Genomic DNA, 20,978 nt, shown 5'->3' with positions numbered 1-20,978 from the left:
CGGCAGTGACGTTCCGGCGTCCCGCGAGCCCCACCCGCGCACAGACCCCAGGGCCGACATCCTGCCCTTATCTGGCGCCGTGCATTTCAGCACACAGCCGTCTATCATTCCACAAGCATCAGATCAACTTTTCTTCTTGACCCACCACATGCGCCAACCTGTTTATTTCGTTTCCCATGGCGGCGGCCCCTGGCCCTGGATGCCGACGGCCAAAACCAATTACGCCGCGCTGAGCGCCGCCCTGCAGGGCATCCCGGCCGCGCTGCCGCAAGCCCCGCGCGCCATCCTGATGATTTCGGCGCACTGGATCACGCGCGGCCAGGTCAAGGTATCCGGCCATCCACAGCCCGGCATGGTGTACGACTACCACGGCTTTCCCGCCGACACCTACGACATCCACTACACGGCCCCCGGCTCGCCGCGCCTGGCCGCCCGCGTACAGGCCCTGCTGGACGCCAAAAGCATCCCGGTGGCGGAAGACACCCGGCGCGGCTATGACCACGGCGCCTTCGTGCCCGCCTTCGTCATGTATCCGCTGGCCCAGGTGCCCATGGTGCAGCTTTCCATCGAAGCCGGTTTCGACCCCGCCTGGCACCACGCGCTGGGCGCGGCGCTGCAGCCGCTGCGCGACGAGAACATCCTCATCATCGGCAGCGGCCTCAGCTACCACAACCTGCGGATGTTCGGCCCGGCAGGCCGCGCCCCATCGGCGCAGTTCGACGCCTGGCTGCAGGAAACCCTGGTCGGCACCGCCGCGGACGAACGCCAGCGGCGCCTGAAATACTGGGAAGACGCCCCGGCATCCCGCGCGGCGCACCCCATGGAAGATCACCTGGTGCCCCTGTTCATTGCCGCCGGGGCCGCCGGCGGCGACACCGCCACCTGTTTCCACCACGAAACCGAAGGCTCGGGCGGGCTCACCATCTCCAGTTTCAAATTTGGCTGATGCCGCCCCACCCCCGGGATCGCGTATCATGACAGCGGGCCGCACGCCAAGCGCCGCCGTCCCTGGTGTGCTGTTGGCACACTCACTACCCGCCCAGCCTGACAGCAAGACCACAGACCATGAACCACGCCCCCGCCACCCGATTCACGTCCATCGAGATCTGCGCCGGCGCGGGCGGACAGGCGTTGGGGCTTGAACGTGGCGGGTTCGGTCACTCGGCACTGGTCGAGATCGAACCCCCCGCCTGCAAAACCCTGCGGCTCAACCGCCCCGACTGGAACGTCATCGAAGGCGATGTCAAGGCATTTGATGGGCGCGCCTACAAGGGCGTCGATCTGGTCGCAGGCGGCGTCCCCTGCCCCCCCTTCTCCAAGGCCGGCAAGCAGTTGGGGGCGGAAGACGAACGTGACCTGTTTCCAGAAGCTGTCCGGCTGGTCGACGAAATCCGCCCCCAGGCCGTCATGCTCGAAAACGTGCGGGGCCTGCTTGACGCGGTCTTCGTGGATTACCGGGAAAAGGTTGAAAAGCAGCTCAAAAAGCTGGGCTACGTCCCCGGCTGGCGCCTGCACAACGCCTCTGACTACGGCGTCTCGCAACTGCGGCCACGCGTCATTTTCGTGGGCATCCGCAAAGACCTGGCCGACCACTTCCACTGGCCCGACCCGCTGGGCACCGAACCACCTACCGTGGGTGCGCTACTGCACGATCTGATGGCGGCACGCGGCTGGCGGGGCGCCGACCGCTGGCGCGAACAAGCGGCCGCGATCGCCCCTACGCTGGTGGGCGGCTCGAAAAAGCACGGTGGCCCTGATCTCGGCCCCACGCGTGCCAAGCGCGCCTGGGCGGCGCTGGGCGTCGATGGCATGGGTTTGTGGGACGAGGCCCCCCCGCCGGACTTCGTCGGCATGCCGCGCCTGACGCCCCGCATGACGGCCCGCATCCAGGGCTTTCCGGATGACTGGCAGATTTTCGGGCGCAAGACGGCAGCCTACCGCCAGATCGGCAATGCCTTCCCCCCGCCGGTGGCGACGGCGGTCGCCCGGCAAATCGCGACGGCACTGGCGGCAAAGCGCATCTTCAAGGTGGCCTGATGTCAGACAGAGCCCACTTCCTGACCGCGCGCCAGGCTTTTCACAGTCGGCTGCTGGACTCCATCCTGACCATCAATCAAATGGGGGTCGTCAGCAACGCCGACAGCAGCAGCAAGGCCAGCAAAGCCATCGCCCTGGGCATTGCCGAACGGCTCAAGGCCGAAACCATTGGCGAACGCAGCGCGGGGCAGACCGCCGGGGATCAATTCGAAAGCATTTGCGCCCGCTTCGTACAAGACACTTTCCCTCTCCTGGGGCACTTGCGCCCAGGCACCTGGGACATCCACCAAGTATCCGGGCGCAACCGCCTGGAGATCGCCCGCTATGAACAATATGCCCACCTGGTCGCTCTCGACCGGGCGGCCAAGGCGGACGCGGAGCTCGCTGCTGCGCTGGGCAGCGACTACACCATTACCCCCGACATCGTCGTCGTTCGCAGCCCCGAGCCCGACAACCGGATCAACACGCCCTATATGCTGGTGGATGACAGCACGGCACGCCATGCCAGCTTGCGGGCGCGCAGCGGCGGCAAGCCGTTGCTGCACGCCAGCATTTCCTGCAAATGGACGATTCGCAGCGACCGCGCGCAAAACTCGCGCTCAGAGGCGCTGAACCTGATCCGCAACCGCAAAGGGCATCTGCCGCACATTGCCGTCGTCACGGCAGAACCCACACCCAACCGTCTGGCTTCCATCGCCCTGGGCACCGGCGACATCGATTGCGTCTACCACTTCGCGTTGCACGAACTGCAAGATGCCGTCACCACCCTGGGCATGGACGATGCCGCAGAGCTGCTCGCCATCATGGTGGAGGGCAAGCGGCTCAAGGACATCTCCGATCTGCCGCTCGACCTGGCTGTCTGACGCGTGCATCGGCCGCGCCCGACCAGCACCCACCGAACCTCTTGGAGTCACCGTGTTACGCATTACCTCACTGAACGTCAATGGCATCCGCGCGGCCTTTCGCAAGGGTCTGGCAGACTGGTTGAAGGCACAAGCCCCCGATGTCGTCTGCATGCAGGAAATCAAAATCCAGGATTCGGATCTGAGCGACGAAATGCGCCATCCCGACGGCTATACCGGGCACTTTCATCACGCCGAGAAAAAGGGCTATAGCGGCGTGGGGCTGTACCTGCGCCACCCCGCCGACCAGATCACGAGCGGCATGGGCTGCCCCGAGTTCGACGCCGAAGGCCGCATCCTGCGAGCCGACTGGCCGGGCCTGACCGTCATCAGCGCCTACCTGCCCTCGGGGTCGAGCGGCGACGAACGGCAGACGGCCAAGTACCGCTTCCTGGATCACTACGAAAGCTGGCTCGACGGGCTCATGCAAGAGCACAAGGCAACAGGCCGCGAGTTCGTCATCTGCGGCGACTGGAACATCGCACACCACGAAATCGACCTGAAAAACTGGAAGGGCAACCTGAAGAACAGCGGCTTTTTGCCCGAAGAGCGCGCCTGGATGACGAAGATATTCGACGAACACGGCTGGGTGGACGTCTACCGCCGTCTGCACCCCGACACCACCGGCGAGGCCTACACCTGGTGGAGCAACCGTGGGCAGGCCTGGGCGAAGAACGTCGGCTGGCGCATCGACTACCACGTGGCCACCCCCGGCATCGCCGCCCTGGCCCGCGCCGCCGCCATCTACAAAGACGAGCGCTTCAGCGACCACGCGCCACTGACGATCGACTACGAATACGCCGGGCCGCGATAGAGCAACAGAACCAGAACCCGCAGCACAAACGGCGGGCGGCATTGACACTTTCATGCGCACAAGACATGATTTGTCCTACAATCAAACAATATCGTCATACTGACATCCATTCACCACACCGGAGCCCACATGTCCGATTCCGTTGAAAGCCTGGTTGGCGCCGCCACGGGTCTGCAAAACTACGCGCAAATGCAAGAAGGTCAAAACACGCTGCTGCGCAAGGTGCTGGATGGCCAATCCAACACCATCCTCAGCCTGGTCAACTCGGTGCCCAGCGTGCCTCAGCTGGCCACCAGCGGCATGGTGGGCACGCAGCTGCATACCACGGCATAAAACGGCGCGCCCAAATGGCGCAGTCGGCACGTGTCAGGCAGGCTTGCGCCGACGTCCTCGTCGGCAAGAAGCAACAAGGCCGCTTTCAAGCAGGAAGGCGGCCTTTTTCATGGGCATGCCGATGCCCGGGCTCGGGCGGCGCATGGCGCTGGTAGTTTTGCGCCAGTACCGCGCACACCATCAACTGAATCTGGTGAAAGATCATCAGCGGCAAGAGCACCGGCCCGATGGCCCCGGCGCTGAACAGCACGCCAGCCATCGGCACGCCGGTGGCCATGCTCTTTTTCGAGCCGCAGAATACGATGGTCACCTCGTCGGCCCGTGAAAAGCCCAGCTTGCGGGTAGACCAGGTGTTGAGCACCAGCACGATCGCCAACAGCACGCAGCAGGTGACGACGAGCAGGCCCAGCGACAGGGGATCCACCTGGTTCCAGAGCCCGGCGATCACCGACTCGCTGAACGCCGTGTACACCACCAACAGAATCGAGCTTTGATCCACGGCCCGCACCAGGGTGCGGTGGCCGTCCATCCAGCGCCCGACGAGGGGACGCATCAGGTGGCCCGCCACGAAGGGCAGGAAAATCTGCTCGCCAATGTGCACGATGGATTGCAGCAGCGAACTGCTGTCGAGCGCGGACGTGTCGGTCTCCAGCAGGAGCTGCAGCAGCAGGGGCGTGACGACGATGCCGATGATGCTGGACGCCGAGGCGGCACACACGGCGGCAGGCACATTGCCCCGCCCGATCGAGGTAAAAGCAATGGCGGACTGCACGGTGCCCGGCAGCACGCACAGATACATCACCCCCACGTACAGGTGCTCGCCCAGCAGCGGCACCAGGACAGGCCGCAGCGCCCAGCCAATGAGGGGGAAGATGACAAACGTCCAGATGAAGATGACCCCGTGCAGGCGCCAGTGCGTAGCCCCGGCGATGATCGCCTCGCGCGACAGCTTGGCGCCATGCAGGAAGAACAGCAGTGCAATGGCCGCCGTCGTCAGGTTCTTGAAGAAAACAGCCCCGACGCCATGCGCGGGCAGCAGCGTCGCCGCCGCCACCACGGCAACCAGGATCAGGGTGAAACGGTCGAGCAACAAACGCAACTTGGAGATCATGAACGCAAAACCTTATGTTTCCAGGCGCGGCAGACGCCCCGCCGGGCAGCCCTAAACCATAGCGCACTCGGGGGAATGCCGGCAATCACGCGATTGCCATAGGCCCTATGGAACCTCTGAATACGCTGGCGACAAGCGGACGCGGCGGCTTTGCGCCGGGATTGCTATACGTCCAGCGCGCGGATGAGGCCGCGCTTGAGCCACAGCAGCACCAGGCCCGGCAGGGCAATCAGCACCGTCATGAGGAAAAACACCGACCAGTCGAAATGCTCGACCAAGACCGGGGTGAGCGGCCCGGCCAGGTAGGTTCGCCCCACCGCCGACAGCGCCGACAGCAGCGCGAACTGCGTGGCGGAAAACTGCTGGCGGCACAAGGCCATCAACAGCGCCACGAAGGCGGCCGTCCCCAGCCCGCCGCAGAGGTTTTCGACGGCGACCACCGCCGCCATCGAAGCCAGATGGGGCGGCGTGACCGCCAGCATCCAGTAGCCCAGGTTGGAAACCGCCTGGCAGACGCCAAACAGCATCAGGGCGCGATACAAGCCCAGGCGCGTCATCAGGCCGCCGCCCGCCAGCGCGCCAAGGATCGTGGCCACCAAGCCGAACACCTTGTTGACCATGCCGACCTCGGTCACGTCAAAGCCCGCCCCGCGCAGCAAAAATGTGGTGGACAGCGCCCCGGCAAAGGCGTCTCCCAGCTTGTAGAGCACGATCAGCAGCAGAATCGTCCAGGCACCGGGTCGGCCAAAGAATTCTTTGAGCGGCTCGACCACGGCCAGCTGCAGGCTGCGCGGCGCCTGCACGCTGTGTTCGGGCTCGGGGGCCCAGAAGGTGGCCAGCGCCGCCAGGGCCATGAGCCCGCCCATCAGCAGGTACATGCCTCCCCAGCCCAGCCACTGGTCGGCGATGATGAGCGCGAGCCCGCCCGACACCACCATCGCCAGACGGTAGCCCATCACTTTCAGGGCGGCCCCGGCGGCGCGTTCTTCATGGCGCAGCACATCGGTGCTGTAGGCGTCGAACGCGATGTCCTGGGTGGCCGACAGGAAAGCCACCCAAACGGCCAGCAAGGCCAGGGTCTGCAGCTGCGTGCCCGGTGAAAACAGCCCCATGGCGGCGATGGACAACGCCAGCAGCAATTGGGTGAGCAGCATCCAGCCGCGGCGGCGCCCCAGCAGCGGGGGCGTGAAGCGGTCGATGAGCGGCGCCCACAGGAACTTGAGCGTATAGGCGGTGCCCGCCAGCGTGAGAAAGCCGATGCTTTGCAGCGAGACTTGCTCGACCGTGGCCCAGGCCTGCAAGGTGCCCGAGGTGAGCGCCAGCGGCAAGCCGCTGGCAAACCCCAGCACCAGCAACGGAGCCACCCGTCGGCGCCCATAGACGCGCCAGCCGTCGTTCACGGATGCCGACCCACCGGGGATTCAAAGCGATACAGCGCCAGCATGCTGCGCCAACTGCGCAGATACTTGATTTCGTGGCTGCCGCGAAACGTGGCCAGATCGGTGATGCGCAGCCGCAGCTGGGCGGCCAGCCGCTGAAAATCGGTCAGCGTGCACAAGTGAATGTTGGGGGTGTCGTACCACTGATACGGCATCTGGTCGTTGACCGGCATGCGCCCACGCAGGATCGACCAGCCATGCGGCCAGTAGCCGAAATTGGGAAACGACACGATGCCATAGCGCGCCACCCGGGCCATCTCTTGCAGGATGTGTTCGGTGTGGTGCATGGACTGCAACGTCTGCGACAGCACCACGGTATCGAACTGCTGGTCGTCGAACAGCGCCAGACCTTCTTCGAGGTTTTGCTGGATCACCCGCACCCCGCGGCGCACGGCGGCAATGACCTGATCGTCGTTGAGTTCGACCCCGGCCCCCTGCACCTGACGCGTGCGCTGCAGGTACGACAGCAGATAGCCGTCCGCGCAGCCAAGATCGAGCACGCGGCTGCCAGGCTTGATCCACTGGGCGATACGCAGCAAGTCGATGCGCGGTGAGGCCTCGGTCTGCTCGGCCGTACCGGGCGGCTGCATCAGCACACGCCCGCTGGCGACTGTCTGATTCATGCGAGGACTCCTGTGGTGCTTTGCCGCGCGCCCAGGCCCAGGCGGCTGGCGATCTGGTCGTAGTAGCCCTGGACGATGGCGTGGTAGCGCGGGTCGCCCAGCAGAAAAGCGTCGTGCCCGTGCGGCGCGTCGATCTCGGCGTAGGTGACTTCGCGTTGGTTCTTGAGCAGCGCCTGGACGATCTCCCGCGAGTGTTCGGGGGCGAAGCGCCAGTCGGTGGAAAATGACACCAATAAGAACCGCGCCTGCGTTGGCGCCAGGGCGCGCGCCAGATCGCCCCCCGTGGCCCGCGCCGGATCGAAGTAATCCAGCGCGCGCGTCAGCAGCAGATAGGTGTTGGCATCGAAATAGCGCGAGAACTTCTCGCCCTGATAGCGCAGATAGGACTCGACCTCGAATTCGACGTCGTAGTTGTAGCGGTAGTCGCCGTTGGCGTTGGGCGCCCGCTGGGCTCGGCCAAATTTAGAAGCCATCACCTCGTCGGACTGATAGGTGATGTGGCCCACCATGCGCGCCACCGACAGGCCGTGCGTCGGCACGACGCCGTGCGCGTAGTAATCGCCGTCGTGGAAATCGGGGTCGGTGAGAATGGCGCGCCGCGCCACTTCGTTGAAGGCGATGTTCTGCGCCGTCAGCCGCGCCGTGCTGGCGACGACGATGCAGTCACCCACCCGCTCGGGGCAGGTGATGGCCCAGCTGAGCGCCTGCATGCCGCCCAGCGAACCGCCCATGACGGCGGCAAAGCGCTGGATGCCAAAGTGGTCGGCCACCCGCGCCTGGGCATGCACCCAGTCTTCGACAGTGAGCAGCGGAAACGCCGCCCCCCAAGGCTCGCCGGTGGCCGGATTGAGCGTCGTGGGCCCGGTGGAACCAAAACACGAGCCCAGGTTGTTCACCCCGATGACGAAGAAGCGGTCGGTGTCCACGGCCTTGCCCGGGCCCACCATGTTGTCCCACCAGCCGATCTGGTCGGGATCGTCGGCGTCCATGCCCGCCACGTGATGCGAGGCATTGAGAGCATGGCACACCAGCACGGCATTGCTGCACTGGGCATTGAGCGTGCCGTAGGTTTCGACCGCCAGCGTATAGGACGACAGCACCTGGCCGCTGGACAAGGTGAGCGGCTCGTCGAAAGCGAGAAATTGGGGCGTCACGTAACCCACGCTGCCCGTGGGCACGGGCGGGCGCGCCGACTGAGCGGGCGTGACATCGGAAACGGAAGGCGAAGAAAAGGCAACGGGGGTCATGGAACCTCTTTAGCTGGATTTATGGCGCGCCCGCAAGCGGATCAGGCAAATCGGCGCGATTTCTGCAGTCATTCTAGCACCGTGATTCCCGCATCGAACACCGCCGCCACGCCTTGGCCGCGAGGCCACCGCCATAGCGGAAACAAAGCCCGCGGCCAAGCTGACAGAAGTCCTGGCCGTGGCGGGCCCGAGGCTTGAGGCAAGTCAAGAGAAGTGGACAAAAGCATCCTGCCCAGCGCGTATGCATTTACAGACCTTGTGATACATTCGATCACAAAAGCGCGCAGTAACCAACAATAACGTCTCAATGGGGAAGACAATCATGCCGAACCTGACCGCTCGCGAGAAAGAGTGCCTGTACTGGGCATCGCAGGGGAAAACCAGCTGGGAGATGGGCCGTATTCTGGGCATCACCGAGCGCACCGCCAATTTCCACATTGCCAACCTCTGCGGCAAGCTCGGCGTGCACAACCGCCAGGCGGCCATCATGGCGGCCCTGCAGCGCAACATTCTCAACCTGAGTCAAATCCCGCGCACCAGCCTGACATCAGCGGACGTACGGCAGGCGCGCCTCGGCTAAAATCGGCGTATTCAGACCAACTCAGTACCGATTATCATGACCCTGGCCTCCGACCGGCGCGCCCAATTGGCCGCGCACCCCGAGCTGCTGCGCAGCATCCAGCGCGGCATCGAAAAAGAGGGGCTGAGGGTCGATAGCGGCGGCACGCTGGTGCATACACCCCACCCCGCCAGCCTGGGGGCGGCGCTCACCAACCCGCACATCACCACCGATTATTCCGAATCGCTGCTCGAACTCATCACCAGCCCGCTGGGCTCGCCCGATGCGCTCATCCGCCAGCTGACGGACATCCACACCTTCGTCGCCCTGCGCAACCCCGGCGAAGCCGTCTGGAACCAGTCCATGCCCGCCCACCTGCCCGCCGAAGCGGACATCCCCGTGGCCTGGTACGGCACGTCGAACAGCGGCATGCTCAAGCACGTCTACCGCCTGGGCCTGGCCTGGCGCTACGGCAAGGTCATGCAGTGCATCGCGGGGGTGCATTACAACTTCTCGCTGCCCGACGCCGCCTGGGATTTCCTCGCCGCCGGAGAAACCGAAAAAGAGCGGCGCAACACGGGCTATATGGGGCTCATCCGCAACTTCATGCGCCATTCGTGGCTGCTGATGTACCTGTTTGGTGCCTCGCCCGCGGTATCGCGCAGCTTTTTGCAGCACGTCGGCTTCGAGGCCCAGCTCACCCGCCTGAGCCCGGACACCTACTGCCTGCCCTGGGCCACCAGCCTGCGCATGAGCGATCTGGGCTACAAGAACCCCACGCAATCCGAGCTGCATCTCTGCTACAACGACCTGGACACCTTCACGGCCCGCATCCACGCCGCCGTCACCACCCCCTGGCCCGCCTACGAAACCATCGGCACCCACCGCGACGGCCAGCGCATCCAGCTCAACACCAACATCCTGCAGATCGAAAACGAGTACTACGCCACCATCCGTCCCAAACAGACGGCCAAGCGCTGCGAGCGGCCCAACACCATCTTGCACCAGCGCGGCATCCAGTACATCGAAGTGCGCTGCATGGACATCGACCCCTGGGAACCCGCCGGCATCGCCGTGGACACCAGCCGTTTCCTGGACGCCTTCCTGCTGTACTGCGCGCTGGAAGACAGCCCCCTGTTCCCGGCCCCCGGCACCTGTCAAGAAAGCCAGGGCAACTTTGCCCTGGTGGCGCGCGAAGGGCGCAAGCCGGGCCTGATGCTCAGCCACGACGGCCAGCCCGTCAGCCTGAGCGACTGGGCCGGGCAAATTTTGGCGGACATTGCCCCCTACGCCGCCCTGCTCGACCAGCACACGGACGACCCGCACCACAGAGCGGCCCTGGACGCCCAGCGCGCCAAGGTGGCCGACCCCGCCGCAACCCCGTCGGCCCGTCTGCTGGCCGCCCTGCGCGACAGCGGCCAAGAATTTCACGACTGGACGCTCGCCCAGAGCCAGGCCCACTGGGCGGCCTTGCAGGCCCGCGGCCTGCCCGCCGACACGCTGGCCGCCTTCGACCAGGCGGCACACGCCTCGCTGGCCGAACAAGCAGCACTCGAGGCCTCCGACACCGAAAGCTTTGAAGACTATGTGGCACGCTTTCATGCGGCTTTAAAGTAAAGCAAACGCTCCGTCCAGACCACGCCCCGTACCTTGGCAAAAGCTCAGCCAGTCGGCTACGTCAGCCCGGCATCGGCAAAGAATTTCCAGAGCGTAGGGCTGGCCGAATACGCCACGTTGAATCTGAACCAGCCCTCATCACGCCCATCAGGGTAAAAATACGCCCCCGGTGCCAGCCAGATACTCCGCTGCAGCGCCTCGGCGGCCAGGCCTACCGCACCGCCCGGGGTACGGATGGGCACGCCTGGGCGCGCCCACAGAAAAAGCCCCGCCCCCGGCTCGTGACTCACCTCGAAACGAGCCTCGTGCAGCTGCTGGCAGACCTGGTCGTGCGCCCGGCCAAGCCGCGCACGCACATCGCGCAGATAGGCGCCCTGCCGCCCATCACGCAGCACCTGATGCACGGTACGTTCCATGATTTCAGCCGACGTCAGGCCGAGTGACATCTTCGTTTGCGCACAGCGGCGTACCAGATCTTCATCGCCCACCAAATAGCCTACCCGCAGGGATGGCATGACACTCTTGGCAAACCCCGATACATAAACCACGCGCCGCGTGCTGGCCAACGCCGTCAGCAGCGGGGCGGGTTCGAGCAGCAGTTCGCGCGAAACATCGTCCTCGACAACGATCAGATCGTGGCGTTCAGCCCACTGCAACAGGCGGAAGGCGCCCGCCATGGAGAAACTTGTACCCGTGGGATTTTGCAGCACCGACGTGACAAAGACCGCGCGCAAAGGATATGCCGCCGCCAACTGCTGAAGCGTCGCCTCGTGCAAGCCATCGGCCATCCGCGGCACACCGTGTACCACGATCCCGTTAAGTACCAGGATCTGCAACAAGTTGGCATAGCAGGGCACCTCCACCGCCACGTGCTCCCCGGGCCTGAGTACGGTTCGAGTGACGATGTCCAGCGCCTGCGTGGCCCCGTGTGTCAACAGGACCTGTTCGACATCGGCCTCCACGCCATAACCGTTCAGATAGCGCACCACATCCTCGCGCAGCGGACGATACCCCAGGGGGTGTCCGTAGGACGCCATCTGCCCCACCGGTACACGCGCCAGTTGACGCAAGGCATGCTGCAGCCCGGTTTCATTGTGCCAATCGGGCGGCAACCATCCGCAGCCCGCTTTGATGGCAATGGAATGATCGGCAAAGACATCGGACAGCAGCCACGCAGGCCCCACCCGAGGGGCTTCCCAGACCGTTGACACAGGCCGTTCCGGCCCGGAACCCGGGCGTACCACCCGATACTCGGCACCGGGACGAGCCTGCAAGAACCCACGCGCCACCAGTCGGCTGTAGGCAACCTGAACCGTAAAGGTGGATAGCTGATGGTCGCGGGCAAACCGACGAATCGAGGGCATCGTCATCCCAGGACGTAGAACACGCGCCTCGATGGCCTGCTCGATGGCATTGACGGCCTGATCCGCCAAAGTAAGGCCATCCGGCGAATGGCGAACGGGAGAAAATAGAATCATGAGTTTCGGGCCCGAGGGGAATCTGTACCAGCACAGCAGCCAGCCGGGCGAATGTCAAGCCACACCAACCAATACAGTTGGTTCGATGCAGCCAATACAGTGATGGCCCCATCCTGGCACCGTGTATGTCTTTTGCGGAATCAAAAAACCAGAATAAACATCACCATCTGGTTCTTTCTTCGTGAGGTCACATCATGGGTTCTGATTCTGCAACCACACTGGATTTATCCCACCTGTGGATGCCTTTCACGGCCAACCGCCAGTTCAAGGCACACCCTCGACTGCTGGCTTCGGCCAAAGACATGTATTACACCGCCACCGATGGCCACCAGATTCTCGACGGCACGGCCGGCCTGTGGTGCGTCAACGCCGGGCACGCGCGCAAGCCCATTGTTGACGCACTCCGCCGTCAGGTCGAGAAACTGGACTATGCGTCCAGCTTCAACATCGGCCACGAAGACTCCTTCCGCGCCGCCAGCGCCGTTGCCGCACTGATGCCCCAGGGCATGGATCGCATCTTCTTCACGAATTCCGGATCGGAATCTGTGGACACGGCGCTCAAGATCGCACTGGCCTACCACCGTGCCCGCGGCGAAGGCCAGCGCACACGCCTGATCGGCCGCGAACGGGGCTACCACGGCGTCGGTTTCGGGGGCATCTCGGTGGGTGGTATTTCACACAATCGCACCGTCTTCTCGCCGGTACTACTGCCCGGCGTCGATCACCTGCCGCATACCCACGACATCGAACACAACGCCTTCTCGCACGGCCAGCCAGCCTGGGGTGGCGAGCATTTCGCCAACGCGCTGGAAGGCATCATCGCGCTGCACGACGCCTCCAACATTGCCGCCGTCATCGTCGAACCGCTGGCCGGCTCCACCGGCGTTCTGCTGCCACCCAAGGGCTATCTCGAGCGGCTGCGCGCCATCACCGAGAAACACGGCATTTTGCTGATCTTCGATGAAGTGATTACCGGCTTTGGGCGGCTGGGCGCAGCGACCGCCAGCGAATATTTCGGGGTCAGGCCCGATATCATCACCTTCGCCAAAGGCGTATGCAACGCTGCGGTGCCCGCGGGCGGCGTGGCCGTACGCCGCGAAATCTACGACGCCATCGTCGATGCCAGCCCCGGCGGCATCGAATTCTTCCACGGCTACACGTTCTCCGCACATCCGATGGCGACGGCAGCCATCCTTTCAACACTGGGCGTCTACCACGACGAAGACCTGTTCAACCGCGCCAAAGAACTGTCCAAGGCCTTTGAAGACGCCGCACACGCCCTCAAGGGCAAGCCGCACGTCATCGACGTTCGCAATCTGGGCTTGGTGGGCGGCATCGAACTCAGCCCGAGAACAGGTAAACCGGGCGCACGGGCCGCGGAGGTCTTCAACAAGTGCTTCGACAAAGGAGTGCTTGTACGCTACACGGGCGACACCATCGCCATCTCGCCGCCGCTCATCATCACAGAGAATCAGATCGCACAAATCTTCGAAACGATCGCCGAGGTACTGGGCACCGTCGATTGACCCATCCACTTCGCCGATTTCAACAGGACACTTCTCTATGATTCAGGCATTTACCGATACAGCCGAGGTCGTTCATTTCATCCACGGACAACGCACTGCGGGTGTCGGCACGCACACGCAGGCAGTCTATGACCCGGCGCTAGGCAAAGCGGCCCGTCAGCTGCGGTTGGCTGAAGCTGCCGACGTGGACGCCGCAGTGCAATCCGCCCGCAAAGCTTTCCCGGGCTGGGCCAACACACCCAGCCCCAAACGGGCGCGGGTGCTGTTTCGTTTCCTCGAATTGCTCAACGCGCACCAGGACGAGCTGGCCGCCATGATCACGGCGGAACATGGCAAAGTGTTCAGCGACGCCAAGGGTGAACTCTTTCGCGGCATCGAGGTCGTCGAATTTGCCTGCGGCATCCCGCAGTTGCTCAAGGGCGACTACACCGAAGAGATCGCCACGGGCATGGACAACTGGACGGTACGCCAGCCGCTCGGCGTCGTGGCGGGCATCACGCCGTTCAACTTCCCCGCCATGGTGCCATGCTGGATGTTCCCCATCGCGCTGGCTACTGGCAACTGTTTCATCCTCAAGCCCAGCCCGCGCGACCCGTCGGTCACGCTGCGCATGGCCGAACTCCTCAAAGAGGCAGGCCTGCCCGACGGGGTCTTCAATGTCGTACAGGGCGACAAGACAGCCGTCGATGCCCTGGTGGTCCATCCCGACGTCAGCGCCATCAGCTTCGTGGGCTCCACGCCCATCGCGCGCGCCATCTACGAAGGCGCCGCCAAGCATGGCAAGCGTGTACAGGCGCTGGGCGGGGCCAAGAACCACATGGTCGTCATGCCCGACGCCGACATGGAACAAGCCGCCAATGCGCTGATCGGTTCAGCCTACGGATCGGCGGGCGAGCGCTGCATGGCCGTCTCGGTCGGCGTCCTGGTAGGAGATGCCGCCGAAAAATTGATGCCTGTCCTCGCCCAGCACGCGAAATCCCTCAAAATCTCGCACGGGATGGATGCATCCGCCGAAATGGGCCCCATCGTCACCCGCGAGGCCCTCGAACGCATTCAGAACTATCTGGATATCGGCGTACAAGAAGGCGCCCAACTGGTCGTTGACGGACGCGGCCTGAAGGTGCGGGGCTACGAAGAAGGGTTCTTCCTGGGCGGATGCCTATTCGACCATGTCGAACCAGGCATGCGCATCTACGAAGAAGAAATCTTCGGCCCGGTACTTTCCTGCGTGCGCGCAAAAGACATCGAAACAGCCATTCGCATCATCAGCGAACATCCCTTCGGCAATGCCGCCGCCTGCTTCACCCGCGACGGCCATGCGGCCCGTGAATTCGCGCGACGCACGCAAATCGGCATGATCGGCATCAACGTACCCATTCCCGTGCCCATGGCCTTCCACGGCTTCGGCGGCTGGAAGCAAAGCCTCTTTGGCGACATGCATGTCTACGGAGAAGAAGGTGTGCGCTTCTACACACACCAGAAATCGATCATGCAACGCTGGCCGGACAGTACCGCCAAGGGGGCCGAATTCATGTTCCCCACCAACAGCTGAGGCAGCCACATCAGGCGGCCTGGCGTGGCTGCCTGAATTCAGACCACCGGGAGTCCTTGAAACACACCAGACATACGCGACACATTCCCGACGAACCATGCCTGCGAACCCTCGAAGGCCTGGCACCGTCATCCCACCGGAGACAGGAGATGTTCTATCACTCGAATTGCCGGTCTACGCCTTCACAGAAAGGCAGCCACAATGTCATCACGATTGCTGCGATAAAAGCCCGACGGCCCATATCGGGCTATTTGCAGCAGCCCCACAAGATAAGTCAGGACGCCCTCGGATGTCCGTCCTCGACGCATGGTGCGCTCCAGGCATCGCCAGGCATCTTTCCGCCAGCCTGCCTGAACCCACGATTGCCACTGACCACCCTGGCTCGAACCAAACAAGCAAATGCAAGGCGGCACGCCACGCGTTGGCACCGACTCGTCCGTCAATCGTGAAACTCACAGAGCGCGGGTTTCCCGCGCACGTCGGAGCACCCGGAAATGACATCTCAAACTATCGTCACGCGCGCCGCAACGACGCCCGCCCCGTCCACCAAACTGGCACGCAACCGGCTGGGCACTTTCGCCATCTTCTTTCTTGTCGTCTCGGCCGCGGCACCGCTGACCGTCATCGTCAATAGCGGCATCTTCTACCACTTCGGCGGCATCGGCGCACCCGGCGCGATGCTGTTTGCCGGCATCACACTGATCCTCTTCTCGCTGGGCCTCACCGCGATGTCCCACCACGTCAAGAATGCGGGCGCGTTTTATGCCTACGCCGCAAAAGGCCTGGGCAAGCCCATCGGCGTAGGTATCGCATCCGTCGCCACCTTCTCGTATGCCGTCCTCACGATCGCCTTCTTCACCTGGCTGGGCTTCTACGCCGCACAGTCGGGCCGCGATCTTCTTGGCGTGGACATCTCTTGGGGCGTCTACGCTTTGGTGGGCATCGCCATCGCCGGCGCATTGGGCTACCGCAACGTGGACATCGGCGCCAAGGTCATTGCCGTGCTGCTGACCTGCGAAATCACGCTCATGGTGGTGCTGGCAATCGCCGTGCTCATTCAAGTCGGCCCGGCACAGGTCATTTGGACGCCATTTGCCCCCGAACACGTGTTCTTCGCCCACGGCGCAGGCAGCCTGTTCATCGTGGGTTTTGGATCCTACGTGGGCTTCGAGGGCACCGTCATCTACGCGGAAGAAGCCAAAGACCCCGATAAGAGCGTCGCACGCGCCACCTTCCTGGCAGTCGCCTTTTTGGCCGTGCTGTATGCCTTTCTGATGTGGATTCTGGTCGTCGCTTTCGGCGCGGACGGCCTGCTGAAGATCGTCAACGGCAGCGACTTCGGTGCCGACCTGGCCTTCGACGCCGCCCACCAGTACCTGGGTCGTACCGCCGTGGTCATCATGCACATTCTGATTGTCACCAGCTGGTTCGCCTGCGCTTTCTCCTTTCACAACGCTTGCGCACGCTACTTCTACGCCATGGGACGCGAAGGGCTGTTGCCCAGAATCCTGAGCCATACGCACCATGAAATGCAATCGCCGCACCACGCTTCCCTGCTGATCACCGCCATCGCTGGCATTGCTACCGTGATCAGCCTGGTCTTTGGGCTCGACCCCTTTACCCAGACGTCCATCTGGGCCTATTCGTGCGGGGTCGTCGGCGTCGTCTTCGCACAGGGGGTAGCATCGCTCGCCTCCGTGGGATACTTCACGCGCGTCTCTCACCATTTCAGCAAGTGGCGCGTCATCGTCGCCCCGGCGCTGGGCGCACTGGGCCTGTTCATCGGCGTCTACCTGATCATCTCCAACTTCTCTATCGTCTCGGGGCTGGAAGGCGCCGTGAACTGGATATTCATCGGCGCCACACCACTGTTTTTCTTCGGTGGGCTGATTGCGGGCTACATGATCAAGTGGTTCGCGCCAGACAAATACCGCAAGCTGGCCGAAATCGAAATTGACTGACCCTCAGAGACAGGAGAACGACATGACTACCGAAAACACCCGCCCACGCGCCCGCACCCTGGGCATCCCGCTCGACGGTCAACCCGGCCCCTTCAATGCCATCACCGATGTGTCGGGTGTGGACGTGGGTTACACCACTTTGTTCGAAGGGGATCACATCCGCACCGGCGTCACCGCAATCCTGCCCCGTGGCGCGGCCAAGATCGGCGTACCTTGCGCCGCCGCCAGCTACGTCTTCAACGGCAATGGCGAAATGACGGGACGCGCCTGGGTGGACGAATCCGGCTCGGTGAACATGCCCATCATGATTACCAACACACACGCAGTAGGCGCCGTGCACGAGGGCGTCATCCGCTACGCTTGTGAGCATCACCCGGCGATTGCCCGCGACTGGTTGCTGCCGATCGTCGGCGAGACCTGGGACGGCTATTTGAACGACATGAATGGCCTGCACGTACGTCCGGAGCACGCGGTTCAGGCCATCGAGGCAGCTCGATCCGGCTCTCTGGCTGAGGGCTCGGTGGGGGGTGGCACGGGCATGAACTGCTACGGCTACAAAGGGGGCTCGGGCACCAGTTCACGCCTCGTACCATACGGCGACAGGACATATACCGTAGGGGTCTTTCTGCAGTCGAATTTCGGCGGTCGTGAAGAACTGGTCGTCGCGGGCCACCCGGTGGGCCGCCAAATGCTCGACGACAACCCGATGAGAGACACCGACTGGCTCACGGAAGGCGCGGGTTCAGTCATTGCTGTCGTTGCCACCGATGCCCCCCTGCTGCCCCTGCAGTGCCGATCCCTCGCAAAACGCATTCCCGTCGGACTGGCCCGTACGGGTACATCGGGATCGCACTTTTCGGGCGACCTCTTCATTGCGTTCTCCACTGCCAACGAAGGCGCCCTGAGCAGTCGAATGGGGACGGCCCCTGGATACGAACAGCTCACGTTCATTCCATGGTCGCACATGGATCCATTCTTCACGGCCGTGGCCCAGGCGGTCGAAGAGGCCGTGCTGAACTCGCTGGTCGCCAATGAAGACATGATCGGCCGCAACGGTCACCGGACACCGGGAATCCCCATCACCCGGCTGCTGCAGCTCGTCCGGTAAGCCGGAGGTCAGCCGTTTTCAGAGACAGCGCTGCGTAGTGGCCACCGCTGCGCGGCGACATCTCGCGCCGCCGGGCCGTCGGCCTCCTTGACGCACCCGGCAGGCTGCGCAACGCACTTACTGCTTTTGATACCGGCGGGTTCTGCGTGCAATTCGTGGATCTCGACGAGGCCTTCACCGAAGGTGACTCACTGGAGGAGGCACTTTTCAACGCGGCAGAAGTACTCACGCTCACGTTGGACGGGCGCCTGGCCGAAGGACAGGACGTACCAGAGCCCAGCCACGACGTGGCAGACGCCCATTACATCGCCCCAGACGCAAAAACGCAGGGAGCACTGCTCTTGCGTGCCGCGCGTGGTGATCGCAGCGTGGCAGATCTCGCCAGGGCACTGGAAACCAGTTGGCCCCAGGCAAAGCGCCTGGAAGACGCCCGTCACTGGCCAAGCCTGAAAACGCTGGACCGGGCGGCACGGGTTCTGGGAAAGCGCCTGGTGTTGAGTATCGAATAGACCCGAGCCCGAAGATGAAAAACGAACGTCTTGAGCGGATGACTCGCCACCAACGGCAATATCATCGCAACCACCAATGGAGACTTGGTTGCCGTGGCCTCTTCATCCCGCACGCCTACACCGATATGGAGGTCGATGACCTATCCTGGTGGGATGATGGAGGTTTCATCTTGAATGGACGCCGCGTTATCGTCTGGTGGACACACCCACGGATGCAATACCAAGACGAAATCGAGGATCGGGCGCGGGAAACCGCCGGAGACTCTCCAGACGATAACTGGTTGCTCGAAGGCGGGACAAAAAATTACAAAAAGGTGGGCCGATCCAGAAAGCGCCTTGTCAGCACAACGAGCCGTGCGCCCTCGGCGGAACAGCGAGCCTACTACGACAAGCTCGAAGCAGCCAGAAAGCATTTGGTAGAGCAAGGCATCGACTTCAATGTACGCCCAGTATTCAAAATAGAACGTCTGTGGTGGGCCATGGGGGTGACGCTGACAGTACCAATGGAAATTCGCAGCGAAGCCGAACTCTCCAACGTCCTGACGCTCTGCAAGCAATTGATGCTGCGCAAAACGACCCTGGCAGCTGAATTTCCAGGCTACGTTTACACCCAAGAGGATTGGCTAGCAGAAGCGCGGCAACGGGAAGCAATCGCAGCACGGAAAGCGGCTCTGCGGCTCGCTGCGTCCACATGACAACTGGTGCGCCAGGTAGGGCAAGGGGGGCACTTTCAGCCCACCGCCCGCATTCAGTTCCTCGATGACACCCTCTAGGTCGCCAGTTCTGCCGGTGATCTTGATGCCACAGGCCTTGACCCGAATCTTTTTCACGAGCAAGCGCAATAACTGCTTGCCATAGCCCTTGTCGCGATCCATCAGCATGGCCTGCATACGGTCGCAGGCGAAGGCTACCTGCTTCGGAACCACATGCCGGGCCGACGGCGTTTCACGGTGTGCTTCTGTCATTTGGGCCAGGATGCGCTCGCGCTCGTCCTTGACCCGGTTGACGGGGGCTGATGAACCGTGAAGATATCGTCATCCACGCAGATCCTGTACTTTTGGACGACCGGGGAGTCCGCGAGGCCGGCATACTCTCCGATCTGGCCGCATCGGCCATGCGATTTTGCGGTGACGACCACCTCATCGCCCACGCGGATCACATGCCCGAACTTGCCGCGCGGCGGCTGGCCGATTGATTCCGATGGTGTCACACTCATGTCATTCATTTCCCGACACAACATCGCTTGGTGGCCACTGCTGCGACGAGTGCAGCACGCGGATAACTTCGATCCTGGCCAGCCTGGGCCGCACTCGGTAGACCACTACCAGCGACGTGCGGCTGACCACCAGCTCACGGGTGCCGCGCCGCCGTCCTGGCCGCCCCAGCTCTGGAAACTGCGCAAGCTGGCCGGTCTGGCGCTCGATCTGTGCGGCGACATCCCGCGCCGCTTGGATGCTGTCCTGTGCTATGTAGGTCAGTTGAGCGTCCCGCGTGGCATCGGCCAGGGGCAGCCATTCGATTCTCAATGCTTGCCCTTGGCGCGGGCTTCCAACTGATCCAAATGCTTGTGCATGCGGGCCATGGATTCTTCATGGCTGACCCATTGCGTGGCCGGGTCGTCGGCCTCCTTGATGCCGGCGTCCACCTGGGCACGGAACCACGCATCATAGGCAGCGGCTTCATGGGCGCGTTTCATCCGTGCGGCCGCATCAGGCCGACCTGGCCGGTTCACGTCAGCGTTGCTGTGGTGCGTGGCGTCGATCCCGTCAATGCGCACGATGGACAGATCCTTGCGCAGGTATTCGGTGAGGGTGTCTAGGCTGCGCCAGGTGCGCGGCTTGTCCTGCTTCTGCGAGCCCAGGGGCTTTTCCAGCAGGCCCGTTTTCAGCATCACACTCCAGCCTCCAGGCTGACCGATGATGGAGACGCCCCGGATGGTTCCCGCTTCGGCCATGCGCCGTGCCGTGGCCGTGTCGATGGTCTGGTTCATGGTGAGATACCCTCCTGGATATGTCCGATGGATAGTTATAGCTTATCAGATAATTACTAGGTAAATATTAAGAAGGCTTTTGCTGCGAGTCTTATCAAGATGACATAAGACCCGTTATGCAGCCTGCAAGGCAAACGCTGGGGATCTCACGAGGAGTGATCGAGCGCGCCCG

At 63.2% G+C, this 20,978-nt stretch carries 22 protein-coding genes and 1 riboswitch; of the genes, 14 read left to right on the top strand and 8 right to left on the bottom strand.

What is annotated here, in order from left to right:
• Nucleotides 1–148: 148 nt before the first annotated feature.
• The 5 genes from CCA01S_RS04955 (at nucleotide 149) to CCA01S_RS04935 (ending at nucleotide 4,086) form a co-directional block, all read left to right on the top strand.
• Nucleotides 149–946, top strand: coding sequence for a DODA-type extradiol aromatic ring-opening family dioxygenase (locus CCA01S_RS04955; RefSeq protein WP_066454893.1), 798 nt, complete (start codon nucleotides 149–151; stop codon nucleotides 944–946).
• 119 nt (nucleotides 947–1,065) lie between these two features.
• Nucleotides 1,066–2,037 carry a DNA cytosine methyltransferase gene (locus CCA01S_RS04950; RefSeq protein WP_066454891.1) on the top strand — a complete coding sequence of 324 codons (972 nt, stop codon included), beginning with the start codon at nucleotides 1,066–1,068 and terminating at the stop codon, nucleotides 2,035–2,037.
• Entirely contained in the window at nucleotides 2,037–2,900 is an 864-nt protein-coding gene (locus CCA01S_RS04945; protein WP_066454888.1) for an NgoMIV family type II restriction endonuclease, read from the top strand. Before CCA01S_RS04950 ends, CCA01S_RS04945 begins: the two co-directional genes overlap by 1 nt.
• 52 nt (nucleotides 2,901–2,952) lie before the next feature.
• The gene (locus CCA01S_RS04940; protein WP_066454886.1) at nucleotides 2,953–3,753 is read left to right on the top strand and encodes an exodeoxyribonuclease III; all 801 of its coding nucleotides are present in this window, start codon (nucleotides 2,953–2,955) and stop codon (nucleotides 3,751–3,753) included.
• A 129-nt stretch (nucleotides 3,754–3,882) separates the two neighbouring features.
• Nucleotides 3,883–4,086 (top strand): hypothetical protein, encoded by a 204-nt coding sequence (locus CCA01S_RS04935; protein ID WP_066454885.1) that lies wholly within the window; start codon nucleotides 3,883–3,885, stop codon nucleotides 4,084–4,086.
• An 85-nt stretch (nucleotides 4,087–4,171) separates the two neighbouring features.
• Here CCA01S_RS04935 and CCA01S_RS04930 read toward each other — a convergent pair whose 3' ends face one another.
• The 4 genes from CCA01S_RS04930 to metX all read right to left on the bottom strand — a co-directional run bounded on the left by CCA01S_RS04930 (nucleotide 4,172) and on the right by metX (nucleotide 8,506).
• Nucleotides 4,172–5,194: a bile acid:sodium symporter family protein gene (locus CCA01S_RS04930; RefSeq protein WP_066455166.1), complete on the bottom strand. Its 1,023-nt coding sequence runs from the start codon at nucleotides 5,192–5,194 to the stop codon at nucleotides 4,172–4,174.
• A gap of 167 nt (nucleotides 5,195–5,361) precedes the next feature.
• Nucleotides 5,362–6,597: a muropeptide transporter gene (locus CCA01S_RS04925; protein ID WP_103035245.1), complete on the bottom strand. Its 1,236-nt coding sequence runs from the start codon at nucleotides 6,595–6,597 to the stop codon at nucleotides 5,362–5,364.
• The gene (gene metW, locus CCA01S_RS04920; protein WP_066455165.1) at nucleotides 6,594–7,226 is read right to left on the bottom strand and encodes a methionine biosynthesis protein MetW; all 633 of its coding nucleotides are present in this window, start codon (nucleotides 7,224–7,226) and stop codon (nucleotides 6,594–6,596) included. Before metW ends, CCA01S_RS04925 begins: the two co-directional genes overlap by 4 nt.
• 29 nt (nucleotides 7,227–7,255) lie before the next feature.
• Nucleotides 7,256–8,506, bottom strand: coding sequence for a homoserine O-succinyltransferase MetX (metX, locus tag CCA01S_RS04915; protein WP_084386498.1), 1,251 nt, complete (start codon nucleotides 8,504–8,506; stop codon nucleotides 7,256–7,258).
• Nucleotides 8,495–8,573, bottom strand: a riboswitch (SAM riboswitch). Its footprint overlaps the gene before it by 12 nt.
• A 255-nt stretch (nucleotides 8,574–8,828) precedes the next feature.
• Between metX and CCA01S_RS04910 the strand changes: the two genes are divergently transcribed.
• Together CCA01S_RS04910 and gshA are read left to right on the top strand one after the other, a co-directional pair.
• Entirely contained in the window at nucleotides 8,829–9,086 is a 258-nt protein-coding gene (locus CCA01S_RS04910; protein WP_084386496.1) for a helix-turn-helix domain-containing protein, read from the top strand.
• Between the two features lie 33 nt (nucleotides 9,087–9,119).
• The gene (gshA, locus tag CCA01S_RS04905; RefSeq protein WP_103035244.1) at nucleotides 9,120–10,682 is read left to right on the top strand and encodes a glutamate--cysteine ligase; all 1,563 of its coding nucleotides are present in this window, start codon (nucleotides 9,120–9,122) and stop codon (nucleotides 10,680–10,682) included.
• 56 nt (nucleotides 10,683–10,738) lie between these two features.
• Here the strand turns inward: gshA and CCA01S_RS04900 are convergent, their stop codons facing one another.
• A complete protein-coding gene (locus CCA01S_RS04900; RefSeq protein ID WP_066454881.1) occupies nucleotides 10,739–12,160 on the bottom strand; it encodes an aminotransferase-like domain-containing protein in 1,422 nt (473 codons plus the stop codon).
• 194 nt (nucleotides 12,161–12,354) lie between these two features.
• On the opposite strand from CCA01S_RS04900, the gene aptA reads away from it, so the two are divergent.
• The 6 genes from aptA to CCA01S_RS15200 all read left to right on the top strand — a co-directional run bounded on the left by aptA (nucleotide 12,355) and on the right by CCA01S_RS15200 (nucleotide 19,511).
• Nucleotides 12,355–13,686 carry an omega-aminotransferase AptA gene (gene aptA / locus CCA01S_RS04895; protein WP_066454878.1) on the top strand — a complete coding sequence of 444 codons (1,332 nt, stop codon included), beginning with the start codon at nucleotides 12,355–12,357 and terminating at the stop codon, nucleotides 13,684–13,686.
• 37 nt (nucleotides 13,687–13,723) lie between these two features.
• Complete coding sequence (locus CCA01S_RS04890; RefSeq protein ID WP_373278615.1) at nucleotides 13,724–15,238, top strand: CoA-acylating methylmalonate-semialdehyde dehydrogenase; 1,515 nt, start codon at nucleotides 13,724–13,726, stop codon at nucleotides 15,236–15,238.
• 494 nt (nucleotides 15,239–15,732) lie between these two features.
• Nucleotides 15,733–17,199, top strand: coding sequence for an APC family permease (locus CCA01S_RS04885; RefSeq protein WP_066454875.1), 1,467 nt, complete (start codon nucleotides 15,733–15,735; stop codon nucleotides 17,197–17,199).
• Nucleotides 17,200–17,221: 22 nt separating this feature from the next.
• The gene (locus CCA01S_RS04880) at nucleotides 17,222–18,307 is read left to right on the top strand and encodes a DmpA family aminopeptidase (RefSeq protein WP_066454866.1); all 1,086 of its coding nucleotides are present in this window, start codon (nucleotides 17,222–17,224) and stop codon (nucleotides 18,305–18,307) included.
• A 104-nt stretch (nucleotides 18,308–18,411) separates the two neighbouring features.
• Nucleotides 18,412–18,816 carry a type II toxin-antitoxin system HicB family antitoxin gene (locus CCA01S_RS04875; protein ID WP_066454863.1) on the top strand — a complete coding sequence of 135 codons (405 nt, stop codon included), beginning with the start codon at nucleotides 18,412–18,414 and terminating at the stop codon, nucleotides 18,814–18,816.
• A 14-nt stretch (nucleotides 18,817–18,830) separates the two neighbouring features.
• Nucleotides 18,831–19,511: a hypothetical protein gene (locus CCA01S_RS15200; protein ID WP_084386492.1), complete on the top strand. Its 681-nt coding sequence runs from the start codon at nucleotides 18,831–18,833 to the stop codon at nucleotides 19,509–19,511.
• Here CCA01S_RS15200 and CCA01S_RS15605 read toward each other — a convergent pair.
• A complete protein-coding gene (locus CCA01S_RS15605; protein ID WP_146030582.1) occupies nucleotides 19,440–19,781 on the bottom strand; it encodes a hypothetical protein in 342 nt (113 codons plus the stop codon). The genes CCA01S_RS15200 and CCA01S_RS15605 overlap by 72 nt on opposite strands.
• A gap of 50 nt (nucleotides 19,782–19,831) precedes the next feature.
• Between CCA01S_RS15605 and CCA01S_RS04865 the strand changes: the two genes are divergently transcribed.
• A complete protein-coding gene (locus CCA01S_RS04865; protein WP_066454859.1) occupies nucleotides 19,832–20,011 on the top strand; it encodes a hypothetical protein in 180 nt (59 codons plus the stop codon).
• A gap of 22 nt (nucleotides 20,012–20,033) precedes the next feature.
• On the opposite strand, the gene CCA01S_RS04860 is transcribed toward CCA01S_RS04865, so the two are convergent.
• Nucleotides 20,034–20,342 carry a type II toxin-antitoxin system RelE/ParE family toxin gene (locus CCA01S_RS04860; protein ID WP_066454857.1) on the bottom strand — a complete coding sequence of 103 codons (309 nt, stop codon included), beginning with the start codon at nucleotides 20,340–20,342 and terminating at the stop codon, nucleotides 20,034–20,036.
• Nucleotides 20,339–20,806, bottom strand: a complete 468-nt coding sequence (locus CCA01S_RS04855) for a hypothetical protein (RefSeq protein ID WP_066454856.1) — start codon at nucleotides 20,804–20,806, stop codon at nucleotides 20,339–20,341. The genes CCA01S_RS04860 and CCA01S_RS04855 overlap by 4 nt, the downstream gene beginning before the upstream one ends.
• Nucleotides 20,807–20,978: the final 172 nt, after the last annotated feature.

This window comes from Castellaniella caeni NBRC 101664 (assembly GCF_001592225.1).
Classification (GTDB): domain Bacteria; phylum Pseudomonadota; class Gammaproteobacteria; order Burkholderiales; family Burkholderiaceae_B; genus Castellaniella; species Castellaniella caeni.
This window is presented reverse-complemented; position numbering and strand designations above follow the sequence as displayed.

Bases quoted from the DNA above. Each gene is read 5' to 3' on its own strand.
- CCA01S_RS04955 (WP_066454893.1), top strand. From the start codon at position 149: ATGCGCCAACCTGTTTATTTCGTTTCCCATGGCGGCGGCCCCTGGCCC.
- CCA01S_RS15200 (WP_084386492.1), top strand. From the start codon at position 18,831: ATGAAAAACGAACGTCTTGAGCGGATGACTCGCCACCAACGGCAATAT.
- CCA01S_RS04880 (WP_066454866.1), top strand. From the start codon at position 17,222: ATGACTACCGAAAACACCCGCCCACGCGCCCGCACCCTGGGCATCCCG.
- CCA01S_RS04935 (WP_066454885.1), top strand. From the start codon at position 3,883: ATGTCCGATTCCGTTGAAAGCCTGGTTGGCGCCGCCACGGGTCTGCAA.
- CCA01S_RS04865 (WP_066454859.1), top strand. From the start codon at position 19,832: ATGAACCGTGAAGATATCGTCATCCACGCAGATCCTGTACTTTTGGAC.
- CCA01S_RS04950 (WP_066454891.1), top strand. From the start codon at position 1,066: ATGAACCACGCCCCCGCCACCCGATTCACGTCCATCGAGATCTGCGCC.
- CCA01S_RS04855 (WP_066454856.1), bottom strand. From the start codon at position 20,806: ATGAACCAGACCATCGACACGGCCACGGCACGGCGCATGGCCGAAGCG.
- metX (WP_084386498.1), bottom strand. From the start codon at position 8,506: ATGACCCCCGTTGCCTTTTCTTCGCCTTCCGTTTCCGATGTCACGCCC.
- CCA01S_RS15605 (WP_146030582.1), bottom strand. From the start codon at position 19,781: ATGACAGAAGCACACCGTGAAACGCCGTCGGCCCGGCATGTGGTTCCG.
- CCA01S_RS04885 (WP_066454875.1), top strand. From the start codon at position 15,733: ATGACATCTCAAACTATCGTCACGCGCGCCGCAACGACGCCCGCCCCG.
- metW (WP_066455165.1), bottom strand. From the start codon at position 7,226: ATGCAGCCGCCCGGTACGGCCGAGCAGACCGAGGCCTCACCGCGCATC.
- aptA (WP_066454878.1), top strand. From the start codon at position 12,355: ATGGGTTCTGATTCTGCAACCACACTGGATTTATCCCACCTGTGGATG.
- CCA01S_RS04900 (WP_066454881.1), bottom strand. From the start codon at position 12,160: ATGATTCTATTTTCTCCCGTTCGCCATTCGCCGGATGGCCTTACTTTG.
- CCA01S_RS04945 (WP_066454888.1), top strand. From the start codon at position 2,037: ATGTCAGACAGAGCCCACTTCCTGACCGCGCGCCAGGCTTTTCACAGT.
- CCA01S_RS04910 (WP_084386496.1), top strand. From the start codon at position 8,829: ATGCCGAACCTGACCGCTCGCGAGAAAGAGTGCCTGTACTGGGCATCG.
- CCA01S_RS04890 (WP_373278615.1), top strand. From the start codon at position 13,724: ATGATTCAGGCATTTACCGATACAGCCGAGGTCGTTCATTTCATCCAC.